At 70.6% G+C, this 25,372-nt stretch carries 25 protein-coding genes; 11 read left to right on the top strand and 14 right to left on the bottom strand.

Annotated elements, in window-relative coordinates; genetic code table 11:
* Positions 1-6 precede the first annotated feature (6 nt).
* On the top strand, positions 7-537 hold the full coding sequence (locus FHY02_RS05700) for an MOSC domain-containing protein (RefSeq protein WP_183920870.1): 531 nt from the start codon (positions 7-9) through the stop codon (positions 535-537).
* Positions 462-1,652, top strand: coding sequence for a phosphoglycerate kinase (locus FHY02_RS05695; protein ID WP_183920869.1), 1,191 nt, complete (start codon positions 462-464; stop codon positions 1,650-1,652). Before FHY02_RS05700 ends, FHY02_RS05695 begins: the two co-directional genes overlap by 76 nt.
* Positions 1,653-1,782: 130 nt before the next feature.
* On the opposite strand, the gene FHY02_RS05690 is transcribed toward FHY02_RS05695, so the two are convergent.
* From FHY02_RS05690 to FHY02_RS05675, 4 genes are all read right to left on the bottom strand, one after another.
* A complete protein-coding gene (locus FHY02_RS05690) occupies positions 1,783-2,232 on the bottom strand; it encodes a MaoC family dehydratase (RefSeq protein WP_183920868.1) in 450 nt (149 codons plus the stop codon).
* A 66-nt stretch (positions 2,233-2,298) separates the two neighbouring features.
* Positions 2,299-3,627, bottom strand: a complete 1,329-nt coding sequence (locus tag FHY02_RS05685) for an ectonucleotide pyrophosphatase/phosphodiesterase (protein WP_183920867.1) — start codon at positions 3,625-3,627, stop codon at positions 2,299-2,301.
* A 78-nt stretch (positions 3,628-3,705) separates the two neighbouring features.
* Positions 3,706-5,169 (bottom strand): hypothetical protein, encoded by a 1,464-nt coding sequence (locus tag FHY02_RS05680; protein WP_183920866.1) that lies wholly within the window; start codon positions 5,167-5,169, stop codon positions 3,706-3,708.
* 52 nt (positions 5,170-5,221) lie between these two features.
* On the bottom strand, positions 5,222-5,524 hold the full coding sequence (locus FHY02_RS05675) for a hypothetical protein (protein WP_183920865.1): 303 nt from the start codon (positions 5,522-5,524) through the stop codon (positions 5,222-5,224).
* A 76-nt stretch (positions 5,525-5,600) separates the two neighbouring features.
* Here FHY02_RS05675 and FHY02_RS05670 point away from each other — a divergent pair, with 76 nt between their 5' ends.
* Complete coding sequence (locus tag FHY02_RS05670) at positions 5,601-5,858, top strand: hypothetical protein (RefSeq protein WP_183920864.1); 258 nt, start codon at positions 5,601-5,603, stop codon at positions 5,856-5,858.
* On the opposite strand, the gene FHY02_RS05665 is transcribed toward FHY02_RS05670, so the two are convergent.
* Together FHY02_RS05665 and ychF are read right to left on the bottom strand one after the other, a co-directional pair.
* Positions 5,825-6,193, bottom strand: a complete 369-nt coding sequence (locus FHY02_RS05665) for a hypothetical protein (protein ID WP_183920863.1) — start codon at positions 6,191-6,193, stop codon at positions 5,825-5,827. The two genes, FHY02_RS05670 and FHY02_RS05665, sit on opposite strands and share 34 nt — an antisense overlap.
* Positions 6,190-7,290, bottom strand: coding sequence for a redox-regulated ATPase YchF (gene ychF / locus FHY02_RS05660; RefSeq protein WP_183920862.1), 1,101 nt, complete (start codon positions 7,288-7,290; stop codon positions 6,190-6,192). The genes FHY02_RS05665 and ychF overlap by 4 nt, the downstream gene beginning before the upstream one ends.
* Before the next feature lie 103 nt (positions 7,291-7,393).
* On the opposite strand from ychF, the gene FHY02_RS05655 reads away from it, so the two are divergent.
* Both FHY02_RS05655 and FHY02_RS05650 read left to right on the top strand, forming a co-directional pair.
* Positions 7,394-7,990 (top strand): TetR/AcrR family transcriptional regulator, encoded by a 597-nt coding sequence (locus FHY02_RS05655; protein ID WP_183920861.1) that lies wholly within the window; start codon positions 7,394-7,396, stop codon positions 7,988-7,990.
* 227 nt (positions 7,991-8,217) lie between these two features.
* The gene (locus FHY02_RS05650) at positions 8,218-9,123 is read left to right on the top strand and encodes a hypothetical protein (protein ID WP_183920860.1); all 906 of its coding nucleotides are present in this window, start codon (positions 8,218-8,220) and stop codon (positions 9,121-9,123) included.
* Between the two features lie 114 nt (positions 9,124-9,237).
* Here FHY02_RS05650 and FHY02_RS05645 read toward each other — a convergent pair whose 3' ends face one another.
* The 5 genes from FHY02_RS05645 to FHY02_RS05625 all read right to left on the bottom strand — a co-directional run bounded on the left by FHY02_RS05645 (position 9,238) and on the right by FHY02_RS05625 (position 15,783).
* Entirely contained in the window at positions 9,238-10,776 is a 1,539-nt protein-coding gene (locus FHY02_RS05645; RefSeq protein ID WP_183920859.1) for an efflux transporter outer membrane subunit, read from the bottom strand.
* Positions 10,776-12,356, bottom strand: coding sequence for an MDR family MFS transporter (locus FHY02_RS05640; protein ID WP_183920858.1), 1,581 nt, complete (start codon positions 12,354-12,356; stop codon positions 10,776-10,778). The genes FHY02_RS05645 and FHY02_RS05640 overlap by 1 nt, the downstream gene beginning before the upstream one ends.
* 1 nt (position 12,357) lies before the next feature.
* Entirely contained in the window at positions 12,358-13,539 is a 1,182-nt protein-coding gene (locus FHY02_RS05635) for an HlyD family secretion protein (RefSeq protein WP_183920857.1), read from the bottom strand.
* A gap of 190 nt (positions 13,540-13,729) precedes the next feature.
* Positions 13,730-14,644 carry a family 43 glycosylhydrolase gene (locus tag FHY02_RS05630; protein ID WP_183920856.1) on the bottom strand — a complete coding sequence of 305 codons (915 nt, stop codon included), beginning with the start codon at positions 14,642-14,644 and terminating at the stop codon, positions 13,730-13,732.
* On the bottom strand, positions 14,641-15,783 hold the full coding sequence (locus tag FHY02_RS05625; protein ID WP_183920855.1) for an endo-1,4-beta-xylanase: 1,143 nt from the start codon (positions 15,781-15,783) through the stop codon (positions 14,641-14,643). The genes FHY02_RS05630 and FHY02_RS05625 overlap by 4 nt, the downstream gene beginning before the upstream one ends.
* Before the next feature lie 245 nt (positions 15,784-16,028).
* Here FHY02_RS05625 and FHY02_RS05620 point away from each other — a divergent pair, with 245 nt between their 5' ends.
* A complete protein-coding gene (locus FHY02_RS05620; RefSeq protein ID WP_311721324.1) occupies positions 16,029-16,751 on the top strand; it encodes an FCD domain-containing protein in 723 nt (240 codons plus the stop codon).
* 10 nt (positions 16,752-16,761) lie between these two features.
* Here FHY02_RS05620 and FHY02_RS05615 read toward each other — a convergent pair whose 3' ends face one another.
* Positions 16,762-17,292 carry a molybdenum cofactor guanylyltransferase gene (locus tag FHY02_RS05615; protein WP_183920854.1) on the bottom strand — a complete coding sequence of 177 codons (531 nt, stop codon included), beginning with the start codon at positions 17,290-17,292 and terminating at the stop codon, positions 16,762-16,764.
* 226 nt (positions 17,293-17,518) lie between these two features.
* On the opposite strand from FHY02_RS05615, the gene FHY02_RS05610 reads away from it, so the two are divergent.
* A complete protein-coding gene (locus FHY02_RS05610; RefSeq protein WP_183920853.1) occupies positions 17,519-18,610 on the top strand; it encodes a M23 family metallopeptidase in 1,092 nt (363 codons plus the stop codon).
* Positions 18,611-18,612: 2 nt separating this feature from the next.
* Positions 18,613-19,101, top strand: a complete 489-nt coding sequence (locus FHY02_RS05605; protein WP_260172642.1) for a polymer-forming cytoskeletal protein — start codon at positions 18,613-18,615, stop codon at positions 19,099-19,101.
* Between the two features lie 304 nt (positions 19,102-19,405).
* Here the strand turns inward: FHY02_RS05605 and purB are convergent, their stop codons facing one another.
* Both purB and radC read right to left on the bottom strand, forming a co-directional pair.
* Positions 19,406-20,719 (bottom strand): adenylosuccinate lyase, encoded by a 1,314-nt coding sequence (purB, locus tag FHY02_RS05600; RefSeq protein WP_183920852.1) that lies wholly within the window; start codon positions 20,717-20,719, stop codon positions 19,406-19,408.
* Between the two features lie 82 nt (positions 20,720-20,801).
* Positions 20,802-21,491, bottom strand: a complete 690-nt coding sequence (gene radC / locus FHY02_RS05595; protein WP_183920851.1) for a RadC family protein — start codon at positions 21,489-21,491, stop codon at positions 20,802-20,804.
* 98 nt (positions 21,492-21,589) lie between these two features.
* Here radC and FHY02_RS05590 point away from each other — a divergent pair, with 98 nt between their 5' ends.
* From FHY02_RS05590 to FHY02_RS05580, 3 genes are read left to right on the top strand one after another with little or no spacing between them, the layout of a single operon-like run.
* The gene (locus FHY02_RS05590) at positions 21,590-24,688 is read left to right on the top strand and encodes a YdbH domain-containing protein (protein ID WP_311731777.1); all 3,099 of its coding nucleotides are present in this window, start codon (positions 21,590-21,592) and stop codon (positions 24,686-24,688) included.
* 8 nt (positions 24,689-24,696) lie between these two features.
* On the top strand, positions 24,697-24,885 hold the full coding sequence (locus FHY02_RS05585; RefSeq protein WP_132909268.1) for a YnbE family lipoprotein: 189 nt from the start codon (positions 24,697-24,699) through the stop codon (positions 24,883-24,885).
* A 5-nt stretch (positions 24,886-24,890) separates the two neighbouring features.
* Complete coding sequence (locus FHY02_RS05580) at positions 24,891-25,271, top strand: YdbL family protein (RefSeq protein WP_409322248.1); 381 nt, start codon at positions 24,891-24,893, stop codon at positions 25,269-25,271.
* Positions 25,272-25,372: the final 101 nt, after the last annotated feature.

Genomic DNA, 25,372 nt, shown 5'->3' with positions numbered 1-25,372 from the left:
GCGAGCGTGACGGGCGTGCTGCTCGGCATCGCGCGCCACGCCCGCTCGCGCGCGCCGGTCGAGTCGGTCGCGCGCGCCGAGGTGTCGCTCGCGCGCGGCATCCACGGCGATTTCCGCGGCGCGATGCGTGGCAAGCCGTACAAGCGCCAGGTCACGCTGATCGAGCGCGGCGACTGGGAGGCGGCAATGGAGCTGGTCGGTCACGCGATCGACTGGACCGAGCGGCGCGCCAACCTGCTGGTCGACGATCTCGACCTGCCGCAGCGCGCGGGCGCGGTGCTCCGCATCGGCGCCGACGTGCTGCTCGAGATCACGCGCGAGTGCGACCCGTGCGAGCGGATGGAAGCGCTCGCTCCCGGCCTCAAACAGGCAATGACGCCGGACTGGCGCGGCGGCGCCTGCGCGATGGTGATACAGGGCGGCACGATCGCCGTCGGTGACAGGATCAGGATCGAGGACCCATGGCCAAGTCTTTTCGAACGCTCGACGACATCGGCGACGTCGCCGGCAAGCGGGTCCTCATCCGCGAGGATCTGAACGTCCCCTTCAAGGACGGCCACGTCACCGACGACACGCGGCTGCGCGCTACGGTCGCGACCGTTGCCGAGCTCGCCGATAAGGGCGCGATCGTGCTCGTGCTGGCGCATTTCGGTCGACCCAAGGGGCAGCCCGCGCCCGAGTTCTCGCTCGCGCAGATCACCAGGCCCTACGAGAGCGTGCTCCTCCGCCCGGTGCGCTTCGTCGACTGGGCCGGTGCCGCCGAGGCGGTCGCCACGCTCCAGCCGGGCGACGTCGCGGTGCTGGAGAACACGCGCTTCTTCGCCGGCGAGGAGAAGAACGACCGCGAGACGATCGACCGCATCGCCGCGCTCGGCGACCTCTACGTCAACGACGCTTTCTCCGCCGCGCATCGCGCCCACGCCTCGACCGCGGGGCTCGCGCAAGTGCTTCCCGCCTTCGCCGGACGCGCGATGGAGGCCGAGCTCGACGCGCTCGAGAAAGCGCTCGGCGCGCCCGAGCATCCGGTCGCGGCGGTGGTCGGCGGTGCCAAGGTGTCGACCAAGCTCGACGTGCTCAAGCACCTCGTCGGCAAGGTCGATCACCTCATCATCGGCGGCGGCATGGCCAACACCTTCCTCGCCGCGCGCGGCGTGAACGTGGGCAAGAGCCTGTGCGAGCACGATCTCACCGGCACCGCCGAGGAGATCCTCGAGGCCGCCGACCGCGCCGGCTGCACCGTGCACCTGCCCTATGACGTGGTGGTGGCGACCGAGTTCCGCGCCAACCCGCCGGTGCGCACCGTCAACGTCCACGAGGTCGCCGCCGACGAGATGATCCTCGACGTCGGCCCGGCCGCGGTGGAGGCGCTGGGCGACGTGCTCAAGACCTGCCGCACGCTGGTGTGGAACGGCCCGCTCGGCGCGTTCGAGACGCCGCCGTTCGACGCCGCGACGGTGGCGCTGGCGCGCACCGCGGCGGCGCTGACCAAGGAGGGCAGCCTGGTCTCGGTCGCGGGCGGCGGCGATACCGTCGCGGCGCTCAACCAGGCCGGCGTGGCGGAGCAGTTCAGCTTCGTCTCGACAGCGGGCGGCGCCTTCCTGGAGTGGATGGAAGGCCGCGAGCTGCCGGGGGTGGCTGCGCTCCAGCGGTGAGCGTAGCGGACGCTTCGAGATGAGGCTTCGACGAACTCAGCCTCTCCTCAGCGCGAACGGATGGGAGCTACCGTTCGTGCTGAGGCGGCGCTGAGCTTGTCGAAGTGCCGTCTCGAAGCACCTGATAGAGTCACCTCGCCGGCCGCGTCGCGATCAGCGCGTTGGACACCATCGTCAGCACCGCGACGTCATGCTGGTTGAAGGCGGTGAGGCGGCTCTTGTAGATCCCCATCTCGGGCCGCGACCGCGACGCGCGCTTCTCCAAGACCTCGGTCTCGCAGCGCAGCGTGTCGCCCGGGAAGACCGGGGTGAGCCAGCGCAGCTCGTCGATGCCGGGCGATCCGAGCCCGGCCTGCTCGACCGCGCGGAGCTGCTCGACCAGCATCGCCATCACCATCGCGCAACTGTGCCAGCCGCTCGCCGAGAGCCGACCGAAATGGGTCGCCGCCGCGGCCTCGTCGGAGAGGTGGAACGGCTGGGGATCGTATTTGCGCGCGAACTCGATCACCTCGTCGCGGGTCACGGCATAATGGCCGAAGCGCGCGAGAGCGCCGACCGCGACGTCCTCGAAATACTGCATCGCGCCGTTCTCCTCTCCCGCGCTACTTCGCCATGATCGTCGCGGCGGATCAAGCCGGCGCGGCGCTCAGCGCCGCAGCACGCGGCGGAACGGCGCGTCGTCGCCATCCAGCCCGGTGCCCGCGGGCAGGCCGAGCAGGTCGCGCAGCAGCGGCGCCACGTCGGTATTGTCGAAGGTCGGCAGCCGCTGACCCGCGGCGAAGGCAGGCCCGTTGGCGATGAACAGCGCGCGCATGTCGGGCGAGTCGTTGTCATAGCCGTGCGCGCCGCGGTGAGTGGCCTCATCCGTCGCATTCTTGGCGAGGATCCATCCGCCCGCGGCGCCGTCCTCGGCCAGGCAGAGGAAGGCGGGCACGCGCGCGTTGCCGCCGTACCGGAAGCGCGGCGGCAGCGCTTCCTTGCGCCAGCAGGTCATATGCGGGTGCGGGCGCAGCAGCGCCTCTGCCACCGCGGCGTCGCGTCCCGGTACCGGCGCGAAGGTCGCATAGGGGCCGCTCTCGACCACCCGCGCGTCGGTCGGCGCGACGATCGAGTCGATGGCGATGCGTCGCTCGGGCGCGATCGGCGCCATGCCATGGTCGGAGACGATCACGAGGTTGGCAGGCTGGCCCAGCGCGGCGAGCCCGTCCACCAGGCGCCCGACGCTCGCGTCGGCCGTGGCGACCGCGGAAAGGGTACGCCGGTCGGCGGGACCATATTCGTGGCCGGCGGTGTCGACCTCGTCGAAGTAGAGCGTGACCAAGCGCGGCCGAGTGGCGGCCGGACGCCGCAACCAGTCGAGCACCGCGTCGACGCGCTGCCGATCGCTCACCGCCTCGTTATATTGCTGCCAGTCGCGCGGGCGCGCGCCGACGTCCGCGTGCGGGTGGGCGGGATCGCGCGTGCCGCCCCAGGCGACGTTCGAGCCCGGCCAGAACATCGTGGCGGTCGGGATGCCGGCGCGCTCGGCGGTGACCCACAGCGGCTCGGCAACGTTCCACCAGAACGGGTCGTCGGTCGCCATCGTGAAGGTCTCGCCCGGCCGCGCCTCGTCCTCCATCCGGTTGGCGACGATGCCGTGCCGGTCGGGCACGAAGCCCGTGACGAGCGTCCAGTGGTTGGGGAAGGTCTTGGAGGGGAAGGACGGCCGCATCGAGGCGCTAACCCCGCTCGCCGCAAGCGCCGACAGCCGCGGCGTGACGCCGCGTTCCAGGTAATCGGGGCGGAAGCCGTCGATCGAGACGAGGATCGTCACCGGCGCAGGAATAGACCTTTGCACCGGCGTCGTGGCCGCACCTTCCCGAGCAGCGAGCGGTGGGGCGGGCGCGGTCGCGGGCGACAAGGCCGGCGGCGTATAAGGATAGGCGCAGCCGCCGAGGGCGAGGAGCGCGGCGGCGAGAAGCGAACGGAGCATCATGCCGCGCGCTTACGCCGCTGCGATGACGGCGAAAAGTCTCGCGACGAGGAGAGCGCCGCGAGACGAGGATGTGCCGCGCTACAGCCCGACCGCGAACTTGGCGAACAGCGTCCAGCTCACCGGTGAGTCGCCATAGGCCGCGTCCAGCGCCGCGGGCTTGGCATAGGCCGCGACCGTTCCGCCGAGCGCGACGCCGAGCGGCCCCGCGATGGGCAGCCGGTAGGCATAGCCCGCCTCCGCCTTGGTCACGCGGAAGCGACGGTCGTGGAGCGGGTCGTCGTGATCGGGGAAGAGCTCGTCGTTGGCGACATTCTCCACCCGCACGAACAATGCGTGGCGCGGCGTCAGCTCGTACGTGGCCTCGGCGAGGAAGGCGTCGAGCACGTCGCCGGGCTGGCGGTCCTTGCGCGACCAGGCCAGCGTCGTCGCCAGCCCGGCGCGGGCATATTGCATGCTAGCGGTGGTGCGGTCCTCGTCCTCGCCGGGATGGAGCGCCTCGGGCTCCTTCAGCCGGCCGTGGCTGACCTGCAGCGCGACATAGGGCGAGGGCGTCCAGGTGCCGCGCACGCTCCACGAGTCGAGCCGCACCGGATCGAAGCCCCAGCGCCGCTCGTCGGGCTCGCGGCCCTTGAACCACGACCCTTCCAGCTGGAGCTTCGGCGCCGAGACGCCGGCGGTGAGCACGCCGTAGGTGATGTGGGTCGAGTCGAACCAGTGATGCGTGATCGGCGACATCGGCAAGTAGCGCGCCGAGCCGCGGTGCATGAAGGCACTCGGGCCCATTGCGGGCTCGCCGACGGGCGCGGCGTAGACGAACAGGCTGGTGTCGCCGCCGAGGCGATAGTCGACCCGCGCGGCCAGCTCCATGAAGAGGTCGTGCGGGTGCTGGCGGTCGACGAGCGCGCGACCGTTCGCGGTCTCGCCGGTGGCGAAGAGGTTGGGATAGCCACGCGCGCCCATCGCCGGCTCCAGGCTACCCATGCCGCGGAGCTGGAGGTGAACCCGATCGCTCAGGTCGTTGTCGGCCATCACCATCGCCATCGACTGCACATAGGCGCCGTCGCCGCCGCGGCGCCCGCCCTGGTCGGTCGCCATCGCCCAGGCATAGCCGTGCATCATCACCATCCAGCCCCCCGCGTGGAGCATGGCGCCGCGCATCGGTCCTTCGCCGGCGGGATTGCGGGCGGTGCCGCTGCCGGGCGTGTACCAGCCCGCGGCGGTGCCCATCGTCATGCCGCCCATGGCGGCACCCACGGGCGCATGGGCCAGAGCGTCGTCGGACGCGTCCCGCCATGCGGCCGACGCGGTGACCGCCGGCATAACGTGGTTCATGCCGGTGTGTCCGTGAAACGTTGGGGCAGCGTCCTGCGCTACGGCGGCATGACCCATCGCGCCGTGGTCCATCGTGTCGGCGTCGCCCGGGGCCGGGCGGGGCGCGGGCGAGGGCGTTGGTGCGGTGACGGGCGGATGGTGCTGCGCCGACGCGAGCGTCGGGCACAAGGCAGCGGCCGCGGTGGCGGCACGCAGGGTATGGCGGAACATCGATACTCTCCGATTGCAGACGTGACGGTCCGGGGCGCGACGCCCCGGTAAGTCACGCCCCGCGCGGGGGCGGCGAGAGCGGCACCAGCAGCGCGCCGGCAGTCATGCTCGCGCGCATCGGCGGTCGCTGCCGCTCGGCCGGTCGCCACGGCGACACGATTACGCCGCCCGCGAGATCGAGCGGTGGCACGCAGCCGAGGCAGTCGTGCGCGACGGCGGTGGCGGGGGCGGCGGGCCGATGCCCGTGATGCTGCATCGAGGCCGTCACCGTGGTGGAGGTCTCGTGGCACGCCGGCACGGCGCTCGCGGGGAGCGCGAGCAGTAGCGCGAGGAGGGAGACGAGCAGCCGGAGCATCGCCGCCGCCCTAGCCGGTCACACGCGCTCGCGCCAGCCGGCGGGAACGTGCGGCGCGCTGGTGCTTTGTTCCACCATGCGCACGCTTCCTCTCCTGCTCCTCCTCTCGCTGGCGGCCTGTGGTAGCGGCGGCAAGGAAGGTAGCGGCAACCAGGCCGCGCCCGCGCCGAGCCCGACCGGCCCCGCGCCCAAGACGCCCGTCATGCAGATCACGCCCGCGCCCGGTAACGCGGCGGAGTGGATGGAGCCGCGCGACGCGCCCGGCGCCCCGGCCAGCGCGCCCTATGCCAATCTGCTGGATCAGCCAGTGGTGAAGGGCCCGCCCGCCAAATAGCGGCACGTGACGATCAGCACGAAGAGGCTGAATCCTACCTGGATCGGGACCGCCGCGGCGAACGCGTCATAGCCGAGGACACGCCAGGCATAGCCGTTCACCGCCACGTCCGCCGTCATCAGCGCGCACGCCGCCACCAGGCCCACGCGTCGCTTCCATGCGAGCAGCGCGATGACCGTGAGGTCGAGCGGCAACAGCGCGTTCCAGAACATTCGAAACCCCGATGGCCCGAACTGATAGGGCCACCAGCCATGACGCAGAACGTCGGCGGCGTGGAAGGCGGCGCCGATCGCGAGACCGAGCGCCACCAGCGTGACCGGACGCGGCGACGTCACACGTTGAAGCGGAACAGCATCACGTCGCCATCGTGGACGACATATTCCTTGCCCTCCTGGCGCAGCTTGCCCGCGTCGCGCGCGCCGGCCTCGCCGCCGCAGGCGACGTAATCGTCGAACGCGATCGTCTCGGCGCGGATGAAGCCGCGCTCAAAATCGGAGTGGATCGCGCCGGCCGCCTGCGGTGCCTTGGAGCCCGCCTCGATCGTCCAGGCGCGCGCTTCCTTCGGCCCGACGGTAAAGAAGGTGAGCAGGTGGAGCAGCTCGTAGCCGGCGCGAATCACGCGCGCGAGCCCGGTCTCCTCCAGCCCCAGCTCGGACAGGAACTCGCCGCGCTCGTCGGCGGGCATGGTCGCGATCTCGGCCTCGATCGCAGCGGAGACCACCACCGCCTGCGCGCCCTCCGCCGCGGCCTTGGCGAAGACGCGCGCGGAATAATCGTTGCCCGCCGCGGCATGCTCCTCGTTCACGTTGCAGACGTACAGCACCGGCTTGGCGGTGAGCAGCTGCGCCTGGTCGAGCACGCGCACCTCTTCGGCGTCGTTGGCCTCGGTCAGCCGTGCGGGCTTGCCGTCGCGCAGCAGGTCGAGCGCGCGGCCGAGCACGACGGCGGCGAGCTTGGCCTCCTTGTCGCCCTGCTGACCCTTCTTGGCGAGGTTGGGGACGCGCTTCTCCAGGCTCTCCAGGTCGGAGAGCATCAGCTCGGTCTCGACCGTCTCGGCGTCGGCGATCGGGTCGACGCGGTTGTCGACGTGCTGGATGTCGTCATTCTCGAAGCAGCGCAGCACGTGGACGATCGCGTCCACCTCGCGGATGTTGCCGAGGAACTGGTTGCCCAGCCCCTCGCCCTTGCTGGCGCCGCGTACCAGCCCGGCGATGTCGACGAAGCCGAGCTGGGTCTCGATCACCTTGGCCGACTTGGCGATCTCGGCCAGCTTGGCGAGGCGCGGATCGGGCACGCCGACGTTGCCGACGTTCGGCTCGATCGTGCAGAACGGGTAATTGGCGGCCTGCGCCGCGGCCGTCTCGGTCAGCGCGTTGAAGAGGGTGGACTTGCCGACGTTGGGCAGGCCCACGATGCCGCAGCGGAAACCCATGGAAAGAACCTGTGTGATGGGGAAAGCGCGCCAGATAGGCGAGGGGCGCGCCGCTGGCTAGGCCATGCTTTCCCCGGCGCCGCGCAGCCTCTAACAGGAGCGCATGAGCGACGACATCAGCGTGGCGGCGGTGCGCCCCCTGCGCCGCGACGCGCAGGCGCGCCGCGACGCGCTGATCGCGGCGGCGCGGCTGTGCTTCGCGCGCGCGGGCTATTTCGTGCCGCTGGAGGATATCGCCGACGCCGCTGGCGTGGGGCGCGGCACCTTTTACCGAAATTTCAAGGACCGTATGGCGCTGGCGCTGGCGGTGTTCGAGCAGGAGATCGAGCGCATGCGCGCGCGGCTCGATCCGGCGCTGCCGCTCGACGAAGCGCTGACCCAGGTCGTCCTGGACGGTGCCGAGACCGCGACGCTGTTCGCCAGGCTCGCGCTCGACATGCCCCGCGACGGTGCCGATCGCGCCGCCTTCGACGGGTTGCGGCAGCGGCTCGAGCGATTGTTCGAGCCGATCGCCGCACGTGCCCACCGCGACGGCATGCTGGCGCCCGAGCTCGGGGCGCGCGACCTGGTGCTGGCAATGCGGATGCTAAGCGGACTGCTGCTCAAGCACAACAATGCGGCGGAGCGACGCCAGCAGGTCGACGATGCGCTGCGGCTGCTGCTGGCGGGATTACGGCCTCGATCAATATCAAGATATTAGAAGTATCTGTTCCCTTGCAATTGCCGAACTTAGTCGGTTGGGGCGGCGTCGTTGCGTCATAATGGTGAATCTGGTGGCGCGCACCCTATCCCGCACAGGCGTTGTTCTTCTATATAGTCGTACAGCTACGGAGTACCTCGCGCGGCATAGTTTGTTTCTGATGTTCGTCGACAGGCTCCGCTGTATAGTCAACCCGGCCAGGGTCGGGAGCAGATCGGGGAGCGACCATGAGCATCGTGACAGCAGTGAGTGCGGCACGGCCCGCGCAACATGTGCCGGAATATGTTGATCCTTCGGCGTTTGCGTTCGCGCGCGGCGAATGGGGGCGGGCGTCCTACGCGACCTTGCTGGAATCCCATTCGCGCCCGTCACGGTTGGCCGCCAGCGGTATGGCGGCGACGGAGTCGCCCTTGACCCACCATGATGACGGAGAGGTCAAGCGCCGTCTGGCCGTGATGGAGGAGGTAGCGGCTCGTCTCGCTAAACTCGCCGAGTCGAACCGCAGGGACCTAGCCGCGCGTGCCCTCGAGGCTCTGCGGCAGAAGCTGATGCTGCTCAAGATGCAGGCGACGGCGGCGATCCTACGCGGCGATCGCGGCGCGGCGCTCGCGCTGGCGGACGAACTCGAAGATCTTGCGCGTGCCATCACCGCGGCCGAGCGCGACTGCGCCACTGCCGGGAGTGCTGGTGTCGGCGTCATCGACTTCGTCCCGATCCTGGGCCCGCAAACACCGCACAAAGACGACGCACCGCCCTTGGCCGGCGAAGCGGCGGTGGAAATGTCTTTTCAGTCGGCGCCGTCGACTCTGGACAATCCATCGGGCGATGCGGAAGCGGTCGCGCGCGCGGCGGCCTCGGTCCGCGGCACGGGGGAGGCGCACAGTCTTCGCGAGCTCAGCACGACCCTGGTGAAGCGCTCGTCAGCGCTGCTTCCCCTGTTTGACACGAGCGATGGTCCAGACGCGGTGGCGAATGACGCCGCCAGCCTGATCCGCTCGCTGCGGCGCGCGGGTCATCGCGCCAAGCGGCGGCACGGCGAGATCGACGCCACCGCCCGTATGGATGCGAGCGCGATCGCCGCCTCGTTGGGCAAGGCGGGGCTGTTAACCATGATGGAAGTCAGCGTAGCGTGAGCGACGTCCCGGCACGCTTCCTCGAAGACAGGATGTCGGGGTCCCGTTGAGCGCTTCCCGCGCGGCGAACGATCGCGAAGGCCGAGCCTCCCTCACCCATGGCGAAATTGGCGGTCAGCCGCCTGCGTGCGGCGTGCTCGTGTCACTCTGCCCGGATCGCTCACCACTGGCAGGCGTCGAGGAAGTCGCCTCGCTCCAGCCGAGACCAAGGCTCTTCTGCACCGTGATATAGCTGTCGGTCAGCTGTGCCTTGGCCTGCGCCACCGCGATGGCCGCGGAGAGGCGCTGGCGCTCGACGTCGAGCTGATCGATGACGTTGCTCGTCCCGGCCGCGACGCGCTGGCCGTTGAGCGTCGCCGCTCGCGCGGCCGACTGTTCGGCGCGGAGCAACTGTGCATATTGCAGCCGCGTGTTGCCGAAGCGCGAGAGGCTGGTCTCGGCATCTTGCAACGCCTCGAGCACACGCTGGCGGTACTGCGCGGCGGCGACGTCGCGTTGCGCCTCGGACTGGTCGATCGCGGCGCGGGTGCGGCCGAAGTCAAGGAAGGACCAGCTCAGCATCGGTGCGACCAGCGCGGTCAGCTTGTTCGGATCGACGACGTCGCCGATGTTGGTGCCGCCGAGCCCGAAGATGCCGAGGAAGCTCAGCGACGGAAACAGCTTGGCGGTGTTGATGCCGATCTGCGCGTTGCTGGCGGCGAGCGCGCGCTCGGCCGAGCGGATGTCGGGCCGGTGCGCGATCAACGCTGCAGGATCGCCGATCGGCACCTGCGACGGCGGCAGCGGCACGGGCATGGCGGTCGTCAGTGTCTGGTCGAGCGCGCCGGGAGTCCGGCCGGTCAGTGCCGCGAGCTGGTCGAGATATTGTGCCACCTGCGCTCCGAGGGGGATGCGCTGCGCGTCGGTGCTCTCGAGCTGGTTCTGTAGCCGTTCGACCTGGAGCTGCGACGCCGCGCCGGCGGCGTAGCGCTGCTGGGTGAGCTCGAGCTGGCGCTGCTGCAACCGGCTCGACTCGGCGTTGAGTCGCACCCGCTCCTGCACGTCGCGCAGGCCGACATAGGCCTGCGCCACCTGGGCAGAGAGGCTCACCTGCGCGTCGGCCAAGTCGGCGAAGCGCTCCTCCACCGTCGCGCGTGCGCCCTCGATGCCGCGGCGGCGCGCCCCGAACAGGTCGGGCTCCCACGAGGCCGTGCCGCCGAGATTGTAGAAGTCGACTGCGCTGCTGTCCGAGCCGCCCGACGACGACTCGCCGCTTGCGTCCCCACTGCCGTCGCTGCCGCCGCCGAGCGCGGTGCCGGGCAGCCGCGCGTGGAGATAGGTCGCGCTCGGGCTGATGCTCGGCAGCTGGTTGGCGCGCTGGGTGCGCAGCCGCGCGCCGGCCTCGCGGATGCGCGCCTGCGCCGCGTCGATCGTCGGGCTGTGCGCGAGCGCGTCGTCGACCAGCGCGGTCAGCGTCGCGTCGCCGAGCCCCTCCCACCAGCGTGCCACGCCCGGCCCGGGACGGAGCGCCGGGTCCGCGGCGCGGACGAAGCTGCCGCGCTGCACCGCGTCCGCCGCGGTCGCGGGCGGGCCGTGATAGTCGGGGCCGACGGTACAGGCGCCGAGCAGGGCCAGCGGGAGCAGCGCGAGAGCGGGGAGGGGAGCGTGTCGCATCAATGTGTCGCCGCCGGAGGGGCGCCCTTGGGTAGCGGGCGGAGGAACAGGACGAGCGGCAGCACCGCCAGCGTCCCCATGCCCATGATCCAGAAGATGTCGTTATAGGTCATCACCAGCGCCTGTCCCTGGATCTGCTGGCCGAGCGCGCGCAGCGCGGTCGACCGGCCGCCCAGCGACTGCGCGGTGCCGTTCATATAATCCTGCACCATCACCGAGTTGGCGTTGAGCGTCTCCTCGATGCGGCGGCTGTGGAACCAGCTGCGCTGGTCCTGGATCACCGAGATCCCCGCCAGCGCGAAACTGCCGCCCAGGTTACGCGCCGAGTTGAACAGCCCGGAGGCGTCTCCCGCCTCGACCGGCGGCACCGAGCGCACCGCTGCTTGGCTGAGGAACAGCATCGCGAGGATCTGGCCGACGCCGCGCAGCAGCTGCGACTCGACGAAGTCGGCGCCGACCGCGTCGATCGTGAGCGTGGAGTCGAGCAGCGCCGAGGTCCCCATGATCAATAGTCCCGCGCCGACCGCAATCCGCACGTCGACGTGGCGCAGCAGGATCGGCACGATCGCCATCATGAAGAAGCTCGGGATGCCCGACAGCAGCACCACCTTGCCCGATTGCAGCGCGTTATAGTCCGCGATCGCGGCGAGGAACTGCGGGATGGCGTAGGAGGTGCCGTACAGCACGACGCCCACCACCATGCCCATGAGCGCGACCGAGCCGAACTGGCGGTCGAGCAGCAGCCGCAGCTTGATGATCGGTCGCCGCGCGAGGAACTGCCCCGCCATCAGCAGCGCGAAGCCGAGCAGCGAGATGGCGGCCATGTAGCGGATCAGCTCGGACGAGAACCATTGTTCGCGCTGGCCCTCCTCGAGAAAGACCGTGAGCCCGCCGAGTCCGAGCGCCAGACCGAGGATGCCGAGCCAGTCAGCCTCACCGATCAGGTGCAGCTGCGCCTTCTCGTGCTTCAATCCGACAAGCAGCAGCACCACCAGGATCGCGCAGATCGGCAGGTTGATGAAGAAGGCATAATGCCAGCTGATGTTCTCGGTCAGCCAGCCGCCCACCAGCGGCCCGAGCACCGGGCCGAGGATCGCGGTCATGCCGAAGGCGGAGATGCCGATCGGCTGCTGCTCGCGCGGCAGGCGCTGCGCGATGATGGTCTGCGCGGTGGGGATCATCGCGCCCCCGGTGAAGCCCTGGCCGATGCGCCCGACGATCATCTGCGGCAGCGTGTCCGCGGTGCCGCACAGCACTGAGAAGATCGTGAAGAGCACCGCCGCGATCAGCAGGAAGGTGCGCAAGCCCAGCAGCCGCGTGAGCCAGGCCGACATCGGGATGATGACGATCTCGGCGACCAGATAGGCGGTCGCCACCCAGGCGCCCTCGGTGCCGCTCGCGCCGATCTCGCCCTGGATCGTCGGCAGCGCCGAGTTGACGATCGAGATGTCGAGCGTCGCCATGAAGGCGCCGAGCGTGCCCGCCGCGACCGCCAGCCACGCCGCGAGGTCGGCGCGCTGCGGCGCGGCCTGCGCTGAGCTCGGGGAAGCGCCGCGCCGCGGCGCGGCCGCGCTCGCCACCTCAGTGCTCCCGCTGGTTGAGCTGCTGCTGACGGTCGCGCAGCCGGTCGATCTCGTCCTTGGCCGAGATCGTGTCGACCGTCGCGGTCACCGACAGGCCGGGGACGAGCAGGCGCCGCACCTCGGGGGTCGCCTCCAGCTCGATCCGCACCGGCACGCGCTGCGTGATCTTGGTGAAATTGCCCGTCGCGTTCTGCGGCGGCAGCAGCGAGAACTGCGCGCCCGTGCCCGGCGAGAAGCTGGCGACGCGGCCCTTCAGCGTGATGCCGTCGAGCGCGTCGACCTTGATCTCGACGGGCTGGCCCGGCCGCATCAGCGCCAGCTGGGTCTCCTTGAAATTGGCAGTGACGTACAAGCGGTCCAGCGGCACCAGCGACATCAGCCGCGTGCCGGTCTGCGCATATTGACCCACTTCCACCGTCTTGTCGCCGATGCGACCGTTGATCGCGGCGCGGATCAGCGTGGCCCCGACGTTGACGTTGGCCGAGGCGAGCTGCGCGCGCGCCGCCTGTGCCTGCGCCAAGCCCTGGCGGATCTGGGTCTCGTAGGACGCGACGCGGCGGCGCTGCATCTCCACCGCGGCCGCCTGAGCACGCGCCTGGTCGGCGGATTGGCGTGCGGCGAGCTCGAGCGAGGCGAGCTGCTCGCGGCTCTCCGCGCCCGACGCGGCGAGGGGACGGTAGCGCCGCACTTCGGCAGCGTCGTGCGCGGCACGTGCCTGAGCGGCGGTCAGCTGCGCCTGCGCCTGGTCGATCGCGGCATATTGTTCCTCCACCTGCGCGCGGGCGCTGTCGGCCTGCGCGTTGGCGACCGCGATCTGCGCGTTGGCCTGCGCCGCCTGAGCGCGCGAGTCGCGCGGGTCGATGCGGACCAGCGGCTGCCCGACACGGACGTCCTGATTGTCCTGCACGAACACCTCGGCGACATAGCCGGCGACGCGCGGCGCGACGACGACCATGTCGGCGCGCACCTGGGCGTCGTTGGTGTCCTGCAGATATTTCCCGTGACTCTCGTAGCGCAGGTACCAGATCGCGATCCCCGCCAGCGCGCCGAGCGCGAGCGCGATCAGGATCGTCTTGGCACGGCCGCTCAGCTTGCGCTTGGCGGGTGCCGGCTGGTCCACGTCCTTGTTGTCGGCTTCCTCCCCAGGCGTGTCATTCTGGTGCGCAGCCTGTTCCGCCATGTCGTCTCGTCCAGCAGCAGCAGGCCGCCCGCGGAGAGCATCCGCGGGCGGCCTGCGAGTCGTTGTAAGCGGACAATATGTCCGGTTGTGCCCCGTGGCAAGGGGAAGCCGTCGCGACGTAACGTGGCGGCCGGAGAAAGGTGGCGCGACGTCTCGGCTCCTTGTCGCGAGCGGACAGGAGCTGAGAAACTTAAGGCGTCATCCGGATCGGCGCGATGCGGCCGTCGCGCAGGTAGCGGATCGTCTCGATCGCGACCTGGCGTTCGCCGCGGTAGGGACCGTCGCCGCTGACATGCTCCCAGCGATGGTAGGCGATCTTCCACCGCCCATCCGCCGGATCGCGGAAGAAGCTGTGATGACCCGGCCCCTTGTAGCGCGAGTCGCTGGCGAGCAGCCGACCGCGATAGGTCCAGGGACCGGCCACATTCGGCGCGGTCTCATAGTGGACCGAATAGTCGCCGTGATCGTAGCGGCCGTGACTGTACGAGAGGTAATAGGTGCCGTCCCGCTCGTGCAGATAGGCGCCCTCGGTGAAGTCGGGCGGCTGGGTGACCGGCAGCTCGCGGGCGATCGAGACTCGGTCGGGCGCGAGCTCGAACAACCGCAGGCGCGCACCCGCGCTGCCGCCCGCGAGCAGATAGGTCCGGCCGTCACGCGGGTCGGCGAACACCGCCGGGTCGATCGCCTCGAACCCCGCGCCGCCGGTGAGCAGCGGACGTCCCGAGTCGACGAAGGGGCCGTCCGGACTAACCGCGGTGGCGACGCCGATGCGGCTCGGCGTCGGGTTCTGCGGTCCGATCGCGTAATACAGGTAGTAGCGACCGTTGGCCGCGAGCATATCGGGCGCCCAGAGGAAGTGGCGCGGCGCGCCGTCGGGCGCCCAGCGGATATCGGCGAGCGCGATCAGCGGCGGCCCGGCGCGCCAGCGGCCGCGCTCGCGCACCCAGCCGCGCAGCGTGTCGCCCCCGCCGGTCGGCAACAGGCGCACGGTGCCATGCTCGACCAGCACCGCAGGATCGGCGCCCGCGAATAGCGGGTTGTGCGCGGGCGTCGCGCAGCCGGCGAGCAGCGCGAGCGCGAGCGCGATTGGCGCGCCACGCCTCACCGCGGCGCGCCGTTGGCCTCGGTCGTCAGCCGCTTGATCAACTCGACCTCGGCTGGGCGATAGGGCGCGCCGTCGGCGCGCAGCACCTCGTGGAACCAAACCGTCGGCTCCTCATAGGTGTAGGGCTTCTTCCAGCTATCCCACGGCATGCGCGTCTGGGTCTTGCCGTCGACGAAGCCCCAGTTGAACATCGCGACCTTGAGCTTCTTGCCGAGCGGCAGCGAGCCGTCGAAGGTGGAGCCGTTGCCGCGCGCCATATACTCGCTGCACAGCACGGGCCGGCCATAGCTCGCCATCTGACGCGCGCGCTTCTCCCACTGCTCGGGCCAGTTATAGTCGTGGAAGCTCATCACGTCGGACTGCGCGACTTGAATCTTCTCGACCGCGTCGAGCGTGTCCTGCCGGTCCCAGCTCTCGCCGGTCCACAGGCCGCTGGTGAGCGGCTGGGTCGGGTCGACGCTGCGCGCCCAGTCGAACACCTGGCCGAGTAGCCCGGCGACCAGCTCGGTCTTGCGCAGGGTGGGCTTGTAGTTGCCGCCGCCCGAGTTGTTGGGCTCGTTCCACACGTCCCAGGCGGCGACGCGCTTGTCGCGCGCGAAGGTGCCGACGACGTCCTTCACATAGGCCTCGAACTTGCCATACTGGCTGGCGTCGGCGAGCCGTGCGGCGCCGGGCGCCTGCATCCAGCCGGAATTGTGCACGCCCGGGATCGGCGGGCGCTGCGGCCCGGCGACCGGGTCGGGATCCCAGCAGCTGTCGAACAGCACGAACATGACGCGGATGTGATGACGCTCGGCGATGTCGAGGAACTGCGTCATGCGTCGCTTGAGCCCTGCGGCGTCATTCTCCCACAGCATGTTATGGAGGTAGACGCGCATCACGTTCATCCCCATCGCCTGCGCCCAACCGAGCTCCTGGTCGATCTGCTGCGGGTTGAACGTGTTGGCCTGCCACATCTCGAACTGATTGATCGCGGAGCGGTTGGTGTAGTTGGCGCCGACCAGCCACGGCTGACCGCCGTACCAGCGGTTTGCCTCGTCCTTCGACCACATCGCGCGCGCGTTCGCGGGAAGCGCTCCCGCCAACCCGATCAGGGCGCCGGCGGCGGTCGCGCCGGCGAGCAGCAGGTGGCGGATCATCTCGTCTCCTCTCTTATTTTATCACGCAGGAATAAGGCCTTGCGTGGTAGATCCGCAACCTAGCCGAATGCCGGCGAGCAGAAAAGCGGTATAATCATATCAAAGCCTTGCTGATGGCGTGCATGCGACAGCCGCGTCCCGCGCTGCGCCATCCCATGCATGATTAATCTTCTCGATGCGGATAAGGTCAGCTAGTGTCGCGCGTTGGGCCGATCGGTGCCCGCGTCAGCTACGGGGCTCCGCCAGTGCAGCATGAACTCGGTCGCAACCTGACCTACGGCCTGCAGGAAGTGCTCGGGCGCGCGATCGTGGTCGGCGACTATGCCGACCGACCTTTCCCCAACGAGGCCGAGATCGTCAAGGCCCACGGCGTCAGCCGCTCGGTCACGCGCGAGGCGGTCAAGATGCTCGCGGCCAAGGGCCTGCTCGGCGCGCGTCCGAAACAAGGCACCTTCGTGCGCCCGCAGGACGCGTGGAACCTGTTCGATCCCGACGTGCTGCGCTGGCTGCTCGAGCGCAAGCTTTCGATCGAGCTGTTGCGCCAGTTCAATGAGCTGCGCATCGCGATGGAGCCCGAGGGCGCCGCGCTGGCGGCACAGCGCGCCACGGCCGAGCAGCAGGCGGCGATCAGCGCCGGGCTGGAGCGGATGCGCGCCGCCGAACGGGGCGAGGACGACACGCTCGACGCCGATCTCGCCTTCCACGTGGCGGTGCTGCGCGCCTCGAACAACCCGTTCTTCACGCGGTTGCGCGACATCGTCGAGACGGCGCTGCGGACCTCCATTCGTTTCACCAACCGGATCTCGGGCCGGTCGGCCAGCATCGCCGAACATACCGCGGTGCGCGACGCGATCCTGGCGGGCGACGCCGAGGCGGCGCGCGCGGCGATGCGCGTCCTTATCGTGAACGTGCTCACGCTGATCGACCAGGTCGAGGCCAAGGAGCGCGAGGTCGCCGCGGCGCGCTGAGCGGCGGGGCTCAGCGGCGCGCGAGCCGCGCCAGGTCGTCGGGCGTGTTGACGTTGGCCAGCGTGATGCCGGGGCAGACCGCCAACACACCGGCACCCGCCGCCCAGCGCCGGATCGAGCGCTCGCCGTCGGCGGCGAGATGCGCCACGAGCCGCTCGGCCAGCGTCACCGGCCAATAGCCGACGGTGGGCGCTTCCGCGGCATGCGCAGCCCCGCTGGCGCGGAGCGCGGCGATGAGCGACGAAGGTAGCGCGGGCGTGTCGCAGGCGGTGGTCAGCACCGCGTCGAAGCCGTTCGCCGCGGCGTACGCCAGCGCACCCGCGACGCCACCGAGCGGGCCGAGGCCAGGGTGCGGCCGGTCGGGCGCCACGGGAACAGGTGCCGATATGCGCCCGACCACCACCAGCGCAGCGACGTGCGGCGCCAGGCTCGCCAGCGCGTGGTCGAGCAGCGCGGTGCCGTCGAGCGATGCGAGCGCTTTGTCACTGCCGAACCGGCGCGCTTGGCCGCCGGCGAGGACGGCACCGAGGATTCTGGTCATGCGCCCTTGTCGCGCCCCGTGGCCTTGAGGGAAAGCGTGTTCGATTCGTCAACCACGGGAGAGTTCCCGCGCGCCGATGCGGAGTATTAGCTCGTATTTGAAGTAGTTCTCGTGAAGTCGATTGCCGGCAGCTGGCCCGTTCTGGTGAGAATCGCGCGGGACGGATTGGCTTACCGCGGGGCCGGTTGTTAGGCGCGTCGCGGGATCAACGGCGGGATGGCGTCTTTTGTCGGAGAACGGCTCGTGGCGGGCGATCGCGGCATGGTCGCGACAGACTTTCGTCGACCGCGAGTTGTTCCTCCGCTCCGACGGGCGCGTCCGCTTCACCCGGATCACGCGGCGGACGCAGCTGCGGGCCGTGGCCGCGGGCGCGCTGGTGCTTCTGATCTGGGGCGGCGGCACGCTCACCGCGGTGGTGTGGGGCCTGCGTGCGCCAGCGCCCGATCGGAGCGAGCCGCGCGTCGCGGTCCTGACACCGCCGCCCACCGTCATTCACCCGAATGCGGCGCCATCCCCTGCCGTGCCACGTGACACGGCAGCGATCCGCGAGCTGCTGCGGCGCCAGCGGTTGATCGAGCAGCTCGTCGCCTCCAAGCTGAGACAGCCGGTAGTGCGTCACGGGTTGGAGCCGCCTATACGCGAGGGCGACAAGACCTTGGGCGCGCTCGACGCGGCGCAGCAGGCGTTCGCGCGCGGGCTCGCCGGGGCGTTCGACGCCGATCGCGAGCGGCGCACCGCGGCGCTGCAAAGGCTCGGGCTCGACGGCGAGCGCCTTGCCGCACGCGGTCGGCGAGCGGAAGGAGGGCCGCTTATCCCCTGGCCCGACGACGGTACCGCGGTGCCCGCCGAGCTGGAGACGCTCGCGACCTCGGTGGTGCACTGGGCCGCGGTGGGGCAGGCGGCAGCGGCGGTGCCGTCCGGTCGCCCCACGCGCGACTCGAGCCAGACCAGCAGCTTCGGGGTGCGCGCCGATCCCTTCACCGGCCGTCCGACCTTCCATGCCGGGCTCGACTTCCGCGGCCGCTACGGCGAGCCGATCTATGCCGCGGCGGCGGGCCAGGTCAGCTTCGTCGGCGAGCGCGCGGGCTACGGCCGGCTGATCGAGATCGATCACGGCAACGGCATCGCCTCGCGCTACGGCCATCTCTCCGGCGCCGACGTTACTGTGGGCGAGCAGGTGACGCGCGGCCAGCGCATCGCGCGCATGGGTTCAACCGGCCGGTCCACCGGCACCCACGTCCATTTCGAGGTGCGCCTCCACGGGACTGCGGTGAACCCGCAGCCGTTCCTCGCCTTCGGCGACACGAAAGGAAGATGATCATGTCGATGTTCGGCAGCCGGCACGCACCGCCCCCTCCGCCGCCGCCCACGCGCGCCGCCGCGCTGGTGCCGCCCGCACCCGCGACCGGTGCCAGGCACACGCCCTTCTCGCTGATCGGCGGCGACGTCGTGGTGACGGGTAACGTCTCGGCGACGGTGGACATCCATATCGACGGTCGGATCGACGGCGATCTGGAGTGCGCCGCGCTGGTCCAGGGCGCGGAGAGCGTGATCTGCGGCAACATCGTCGCGAAGTCAGCGCGCATCGCCGGCCAGGTCGAGGGCAGCATCAACGCCGACAATCTCGTGATCGAGCGCAGCGCGCGCATCTTCGGCGACTGCCGCTACGGCACGCTGGCGGTCGAGAACGGTGCGCAGGTCGAGGGACGCTTCTCGGCGCAGAGCACGATCGTGGTGCCGCCCGAGCTCGCCGCGCCGGAAGAGGATTATGTCGCGGAGATCGAGGAGGACGAGCGCTACCTCGACTGAGCGTGCCGAGGCCCTGTCCTCCGACGCGCAGGCAGGGTGATCGGATATGACGCTCTCATCTACAGTGCGCTTGGTGCCCCGTCGTCATCCCGGACCTGATCGGGGATTTATGGTGCCGCGAAGATGACCTAGGTGTACGCGGCACGATGAGTCCGGGGGCAAGCCTCTCCTAAGCTTTTCGAAGTGCCTGGGGTGACGAGGTAGCGTTGCGTAGCTTTCCACAGACGCAAACTGCCAGTGTCTGAGGTGGAGCGGGCGAAGGGCCCCACCGGCGGGCTCATCGCCCGCCCATGGCGCCGCGATGCTAGGCGCCGAAGACGCGCGCGAAGATCGTGTCGACGTGCTTGAGGTGATAGCCCAGGTCGAACTTGTCATCGATCTCGGCCGCGGAGAGCGCCGCGGTTACCTCGGGATCGGCCTTGAGCAACTCTTGGAGCGACAAGGCCCCGTCCGACTCCCATACCCTCATCGCGTTGCGCTGCACCAGTCGATAGGCGTCCTCGCGGCTCACGCCCGCCTGGGTCAGCGCCAGCAGCACGCGCTGCGAGTGGACCAGGCCGCCCATGCGGTCGAGATTCTTCTGCATCCGCTCGGGATAGACGAGCAATTTGTCGATCACGGCGGTCAGCCGCGCGAGCGCGAAGTCGAGCGTGATCGTCGCGTCCGGCCCGATGTACCGCTCCACCGATGAGTGCGAGATGTCGCGCTCGTGCCACAGCGCCACATTCTCCAGCGCGGGCGTGACATAGCCGCGCACCATGCGCGCCAGCCCGGTCAGATTCTCGGTCAGCACCGGGTTGCGCTTGTGCGGCATCGCCGACGAGCCCTTCTGCCCCGGCGAGAAATATTCCTCCGCCTCGAGCACCTCGGTGCGCTGCAGGTGGCGTACCTCGGTGGCGACGCGCTCGATCGATCCGGCGATCACGCCCAGTGTCGCGAAGAACATGGCGTGGCGATCGCGCGGAATCACCTGGGTCGACACCGGCTCGACCGCCAGGCCGAGCGCGGCGGCGACATGCTCCTCCACGCGTGGGTCGACGTTGGCGAAGGTGCCGACCGCGCCCGAGATCGCGCAGGTGGCGATGTCCGTGCGCGCCGCGATCAGGCGGGTCTTGCAGCGGGCGAACTCGGCATAGGCCTGCGCCAGCTTGAGCCCGAAGGTGACCGGCTCGGCGTGGATGCCGTGGCTGCGCCCGATCGTCGGCGTCAGCTTGTGCTCGCGCGCGCGGCGCTCGATCACCGCCAGCAGGCGGTCGAGATCGGCGAGCAGCAGGTCGGCGGCGCGCGCGAGCTGCACCGCGAGCGTGGTGTCGAGCACGTCGGACGAGGTCATGCCCTGGTGCATGAAGCGGGCCTCGTCGCCGACCTGCTCCGCCACCCAGGTGAGGAAGGCGATCACGTCGTGCTTGGTCACGGCCTCGATCGCGTCGATCGCGGCGACGTCGATCGCGGGCTTGGTCGCCCACCACGCCCAGAGCGCGTCGGCGGCACTCTGCGGCACGACGCCGAGCTCGGCGAGCTTCTCGGTGGCGTGCGCCTCGATCTCGAACCAGATCGCGTAGCGCGCCTCGGGCGTCCAGATCGCGGTCATCTCGGGGCGGGAATAGCGGGGGATCATGCGCGCGGTCCTGGAGCGAGGCGGGAAGATGCGCGGGCGGGTAGCAGCGTGCGGCGTGGGGGGCAAATGGCGCGGCGGTCGCTCAGATCAGCCCCTGCCCGCGCAGACTCAGCTGCCCCGACCCCGCGACGATCACATGGTCGTGGACCGAGATACCGAGCGGTCGCGCCGCCGCGACGATCGCGCGCGTGATGTCGATGTCGGCGCGGCTAGGCGAGGGATCGCCCGAGGGATGGTTGTGGACCAGGATCAGCGCCGCCGCGCCGGTGTCGAGCGCGCGCTTGATCACCTCGCGCACGTGCACCGCGGCCTGGTCGATCGTCCCCTGCGCCATCACCTCGTCGCGCATGATCATGTTGCGCGTATTGAGATGGAGCACACGGAACCGTTCGATGGTGTCGTGCGCCATATCGGCATGAAGATAGTCCGCCAGCGCCTGCCAGTTCGACAGGATCGGCGCGGCGGTGGCGCGCTCCCGCAGCAGGCGGAGCGCGGTGGCGCGCGCGATGCGCAGCGCGGCGACACTCACGTCACCGAGGCCCTCCACCCGCGTCAGCGCCATCGCATCCGCGTTCATCAGGGCGTTCAGACTGCCGAAGCGACGCAGCAGCTCCTTGGCGATCGGCTTGGTATCGACGCGCCGGAGCGTGAGGCCGAGCAGATACTCGATCAACTCATAATCGTGCAGCCCGTCGGGATCGAGGAGCAACCGCTCGCGCAGCCGCTTGCGGTGGCCCTGGACGTCGCTCGCGGCGATCTCTTCGTCGACCATCGCGGGTCGCCTAGGCGAGCGCGCGATCGTGCGCAATTGCGCGCGGCAGGCGCGGCGGCCTATGCTGGCGATCGAATGACGCGCGACGGAGATCCGAGGTGACCAGCGCGCGTCGTCGCGCCCTGATCGCGGTTTCGGGACTAGCGCTCGCCGGGGGCGCGACGCTGTGGCTGTCGCGCGTGCCGATCGCGACTCGCGTGATCGATCGCGAGCTGGCGCGACGCGGTGTCGCCGGCCGCTACGCCATCGAGGACCTGGGCTTCGGCCGCCAGCGGCTGACCGGCGTGGTGATCGGCGACCCGCGCGCACCCGATCTCGTCGCCGACTGGGTCGAGACCGAGACCGACATCGGTCTCGCCGGGCCGAAGCTGGTCGGCGTGCGTGCGGGGCGCGTCCGCCTGTCGGCGCGGCTGGCAGACGGCAAGCTGTCGCTCGGCGCGATCGACCGGCTGCTGCCCGCCGGCTCGGGCGGCGGCTTCGCGCTGCCGGCGATCGACCTCGACGTCGCCGACGCACGGGTCGCGTTGTCGACGCCGCAGGGGAAGGTGGCACTTCGGCTGAACGGGCGCGGGCGGCTCGACGGCGGGTTCAGCGGTCGTCTGCTCGCCGCCGCGCCGCTGCTCGACGCGGGCGGCTGCGCGCTGCGCGGGCTCGACGCGCGCGTGTCGGTGCAGGTGGTGGACAACGCGCCACGGCTCGTCGGACCGGTCCGGGCCGCGGCACTCGACTGTGCGGACGCGCAGCTGGTCGCGCCGACCGTCACGCTCGACGCCGCGCTCTCGCCCGCGCTCGACCAATCGCGCGGCAGTGCGCGGTTGAGTGCGGCGGGGGTGACCGCGGCGGTGGGGCGGCTCGACGGGCTGGGTGGGACCGTCAGCTTCGCCGGCAACTCGCAGCGCAGCGGCGGGACGCTCGCCCTCACCGCGGCGCGGCTGCACGCGGCAACGGCGAGCGGCGGCGCGACCCGTTTCACCGGCACGTGGCGGCTCGCCGGGCGCGGCGCGACGATCGCCGGCCGGCTCGACGCCGAGGCGGTGGCGCTCGGGTCGAAAGAGCGGGCGCGGCTGCGGATCTTACGCGACGCGACGGTCAGCACGCCGCTGGCGCCGCTCGCCGACGCGCTCGCGCAGGACCTCGACACCGCGGCGCGGCGGATGCGCGTCACCGCCGATCTGGCGCTGGCGAGCGGGGCGACGACGCTTCTGACCATCGACCGCGCCGAGATTGTCGCGGCCACCGGCGCGCGCGCGGCATTCGACGAGGGCGGCATCGTGCTCGGCCATCCCGCGGGGCCGCGACTCGCCGGCCGGCTGACGCTCGGCGGCGGAGGGCTGCCCGCGACGGAGGTGCGGCTGACGCAGGCAGCGCCGGGCGCGGCGGTGGAAGGCACAGCGACGATCGCGCGCTACGCCCGACATGGCGCCGTGCTGGACCTTACCCCGCTTACCTTCTCGTCCACGCGTGATGGCGTCCGGCTTCGCACCAGCGCGACGCTGTCGGGGCCGCTTCCGGGCGGGCGCGTCGAGCGGCTCGGCCTGCCGCTCGACGCACTGCTCGGCCGCGGCGGTGGGCTGACGCTCGTGCCGGGCTGCGCGCCGCTGCGATTCGATCGTCTCGTCGTGTCGAGCCTGGCGCTCGACCGCACCGCGCTGACGCTCTGCCCGCTCACCGGCGCGCTGGTTCGGGTGACGGACGGACAAGTGAGCGGCGGGGTGCGGATCGAGCGGCTGGCGCTGCACGGTGCGCTGGGTGGTACGCCGCTGCGGCTCACGGCTGGCGACGCGCGGCTGCGGCTCGCCGATCGCGGCTTCGCGGTGAGCGACCTGATGGCGCTGATCGGCCCGCCCGATCGAGTCACCCGGATCGACGCCGCACGGCTCGACGGTGCGCTCGGCGGCGACGGCGTGACGGGGCGCTTCACCGGGGCGGGCGGCGCGATCGCCAACGTGCCGCTGGTGATGAGCGCGGCGGACGGGCGATGGCGGTTCGATGGCGGCGCCCTCGCGCTGGACGGGGCGCTCACCGTCGCCGATCAGGCCACGCCCGCGCGCTTCGAACCGCTCGCCGCGCGCGATGTCAGGCTGACCTTGCGCGACGGCGCCATCACCGCCGCGGGCACGCTCCAAGAGCCGGGGACCGGTACCAGGGTCGCCGACGTCACGATCGATCACCGGCTCGCCGCCGGCACGGGCAGCGCGCATCTCGCGGTGCCGGGGATCACCTTCGGCGACAAGCTCCAGCCCGAGAAGCTCACCCGACTCACCTTCGGGGTGATCGCGGACGTGCGCGGGACGGTGAACGGCGCGGGTGACATAACCTGGAGCCCGGACGGCGTGACCAGCACCGGGAGCTTCACCACGCCGGGCACCGATCTCGCCGCCGCGTTCGGCCCGGTCGAGGGCGTGGCGGGGACGATCCGCTTCACCGACCTGCTCGCGCTGGAGAGCGCGCCCGACCAGGTCGCGACGGTGCGCTCGATCAACCCGGGCGTGCCGGTGACCGACGGACGGATCATCTACCAGACGCTGCCGAACACGCGCGTCCGCGTCACCGAAGGGCGGTGGCCGTTCGCTGGCGGGACGCTGACGCTGGAGCCGACGCTGCTCGATTTCGGCACCGACCAGTCGCGCCGGCTGACCTTCCGCGTCGACCGGATGGACGCGGGCAAGTTCCTGCAGCAGTTCGACTTCAAGAACCTGAGCGCGACCGGCACGTTCGACGGCGTGCTGCCGATGCTGTTCGACGCGAGCGGCGGCCGGATCGAGGACGGGCGGCTGGTCGCGCGCGCTGGCGGCGGCAGCATCGCCTATCTCGGCGAGCTGACCGAGAAGGACCTTGGTTTCTGGGGCAATCTCGCCTTTCAGTCGCTGCGGTCGCTGACCTATCGCGACCTGGCGGTGGAGATGAACGGGCCGCTCGCGGGCGAGATGGTCACGGGCGTGCGCTTCGCCGGGATCCGGCAGGGGCAGGGGGCGGAGAGCAACTTCCTGCTGCGTCGCCTGACACGGCTGCCGATCCGCTTCAACATCACTATCCGCGCGCCGTTCCGCGGCCTCATCGACTCGGCGGCGAGCTTCTACGACCCGCAGCGGCTGGTAAAGCGCAACCTCCAGGCGCTGATCGAGGAGCAGAACCGCCGCGGCGGCGCCGTTCAGGCTCCCGCAAGCGCCCCCGTGACAGAACCGAAGAAGGATTGACGAACCCGATGCGCCTCCCGATCTTGACCGCGATGACGACGGCGACGCTGGTGGCGGCCACCGCGGGGTGCGTGAACATCTCCGCGCCCGACAAGCCGATCCAGATAAACCTCAACATCAACGTGACGCAGGAAGTGGTCTATCGCCTCGACAATGAGGCAAAGACATTGATCCAGCAGAACCCGGGGATCTTCTGAAGGGGATGACGATGAAGGCCTTATTGACGTTCGCCGGTGCGGTGACGCTCGCCGGCCTCTCCACCGCCGCGCTGGCGCAGCGCGATCCCGCTTACGCCGCGGCGCGCGCCGCCGGCCAGGTCGGCGAGCAGCCCGACGGCTATCTCGGCGTGGTCGGCGGCGGCAGTGCCGAGCTGCGCGCGCTGGTGAGCAACATCAACATCCAGCGCAAGGCGGCCTATACGCAGAAGGCGCAGGCCAGCGGCGCGACGGTGGAGCAGCTCGCCTTCACCAGCGGCTGCAACCTGATCGCGCAGACCCAGCCGGGCGAGAAGTACAAGGCGCCCGACGGCAGCTGGCAGACGCGCGGCGCCGGCGCGCCGCAGCGCGACTCGCGCTGCGTGTGACCCGCGATCGCGACAGGGCGCTGCGCAACCTCCGTTAACCCCGCGTCCACACAGGTTGACACCCCGGGACCCCCCGGCTAACCGGACGGCGCCTTGGCGGG

The organism is Sphingomonas sp. BK069, from assembly GCF_014193405.1.
GTDB lineage: Bacteria > Pseudomonadota > Alphaproteobacteria > Sphingomonadales > Sphingomonadaceae > Sphingomonas.
Note: the sequence above shows the minus strand (reverse complement) of the source record. Positions and strands in the feature narration are given on the sequence as shown.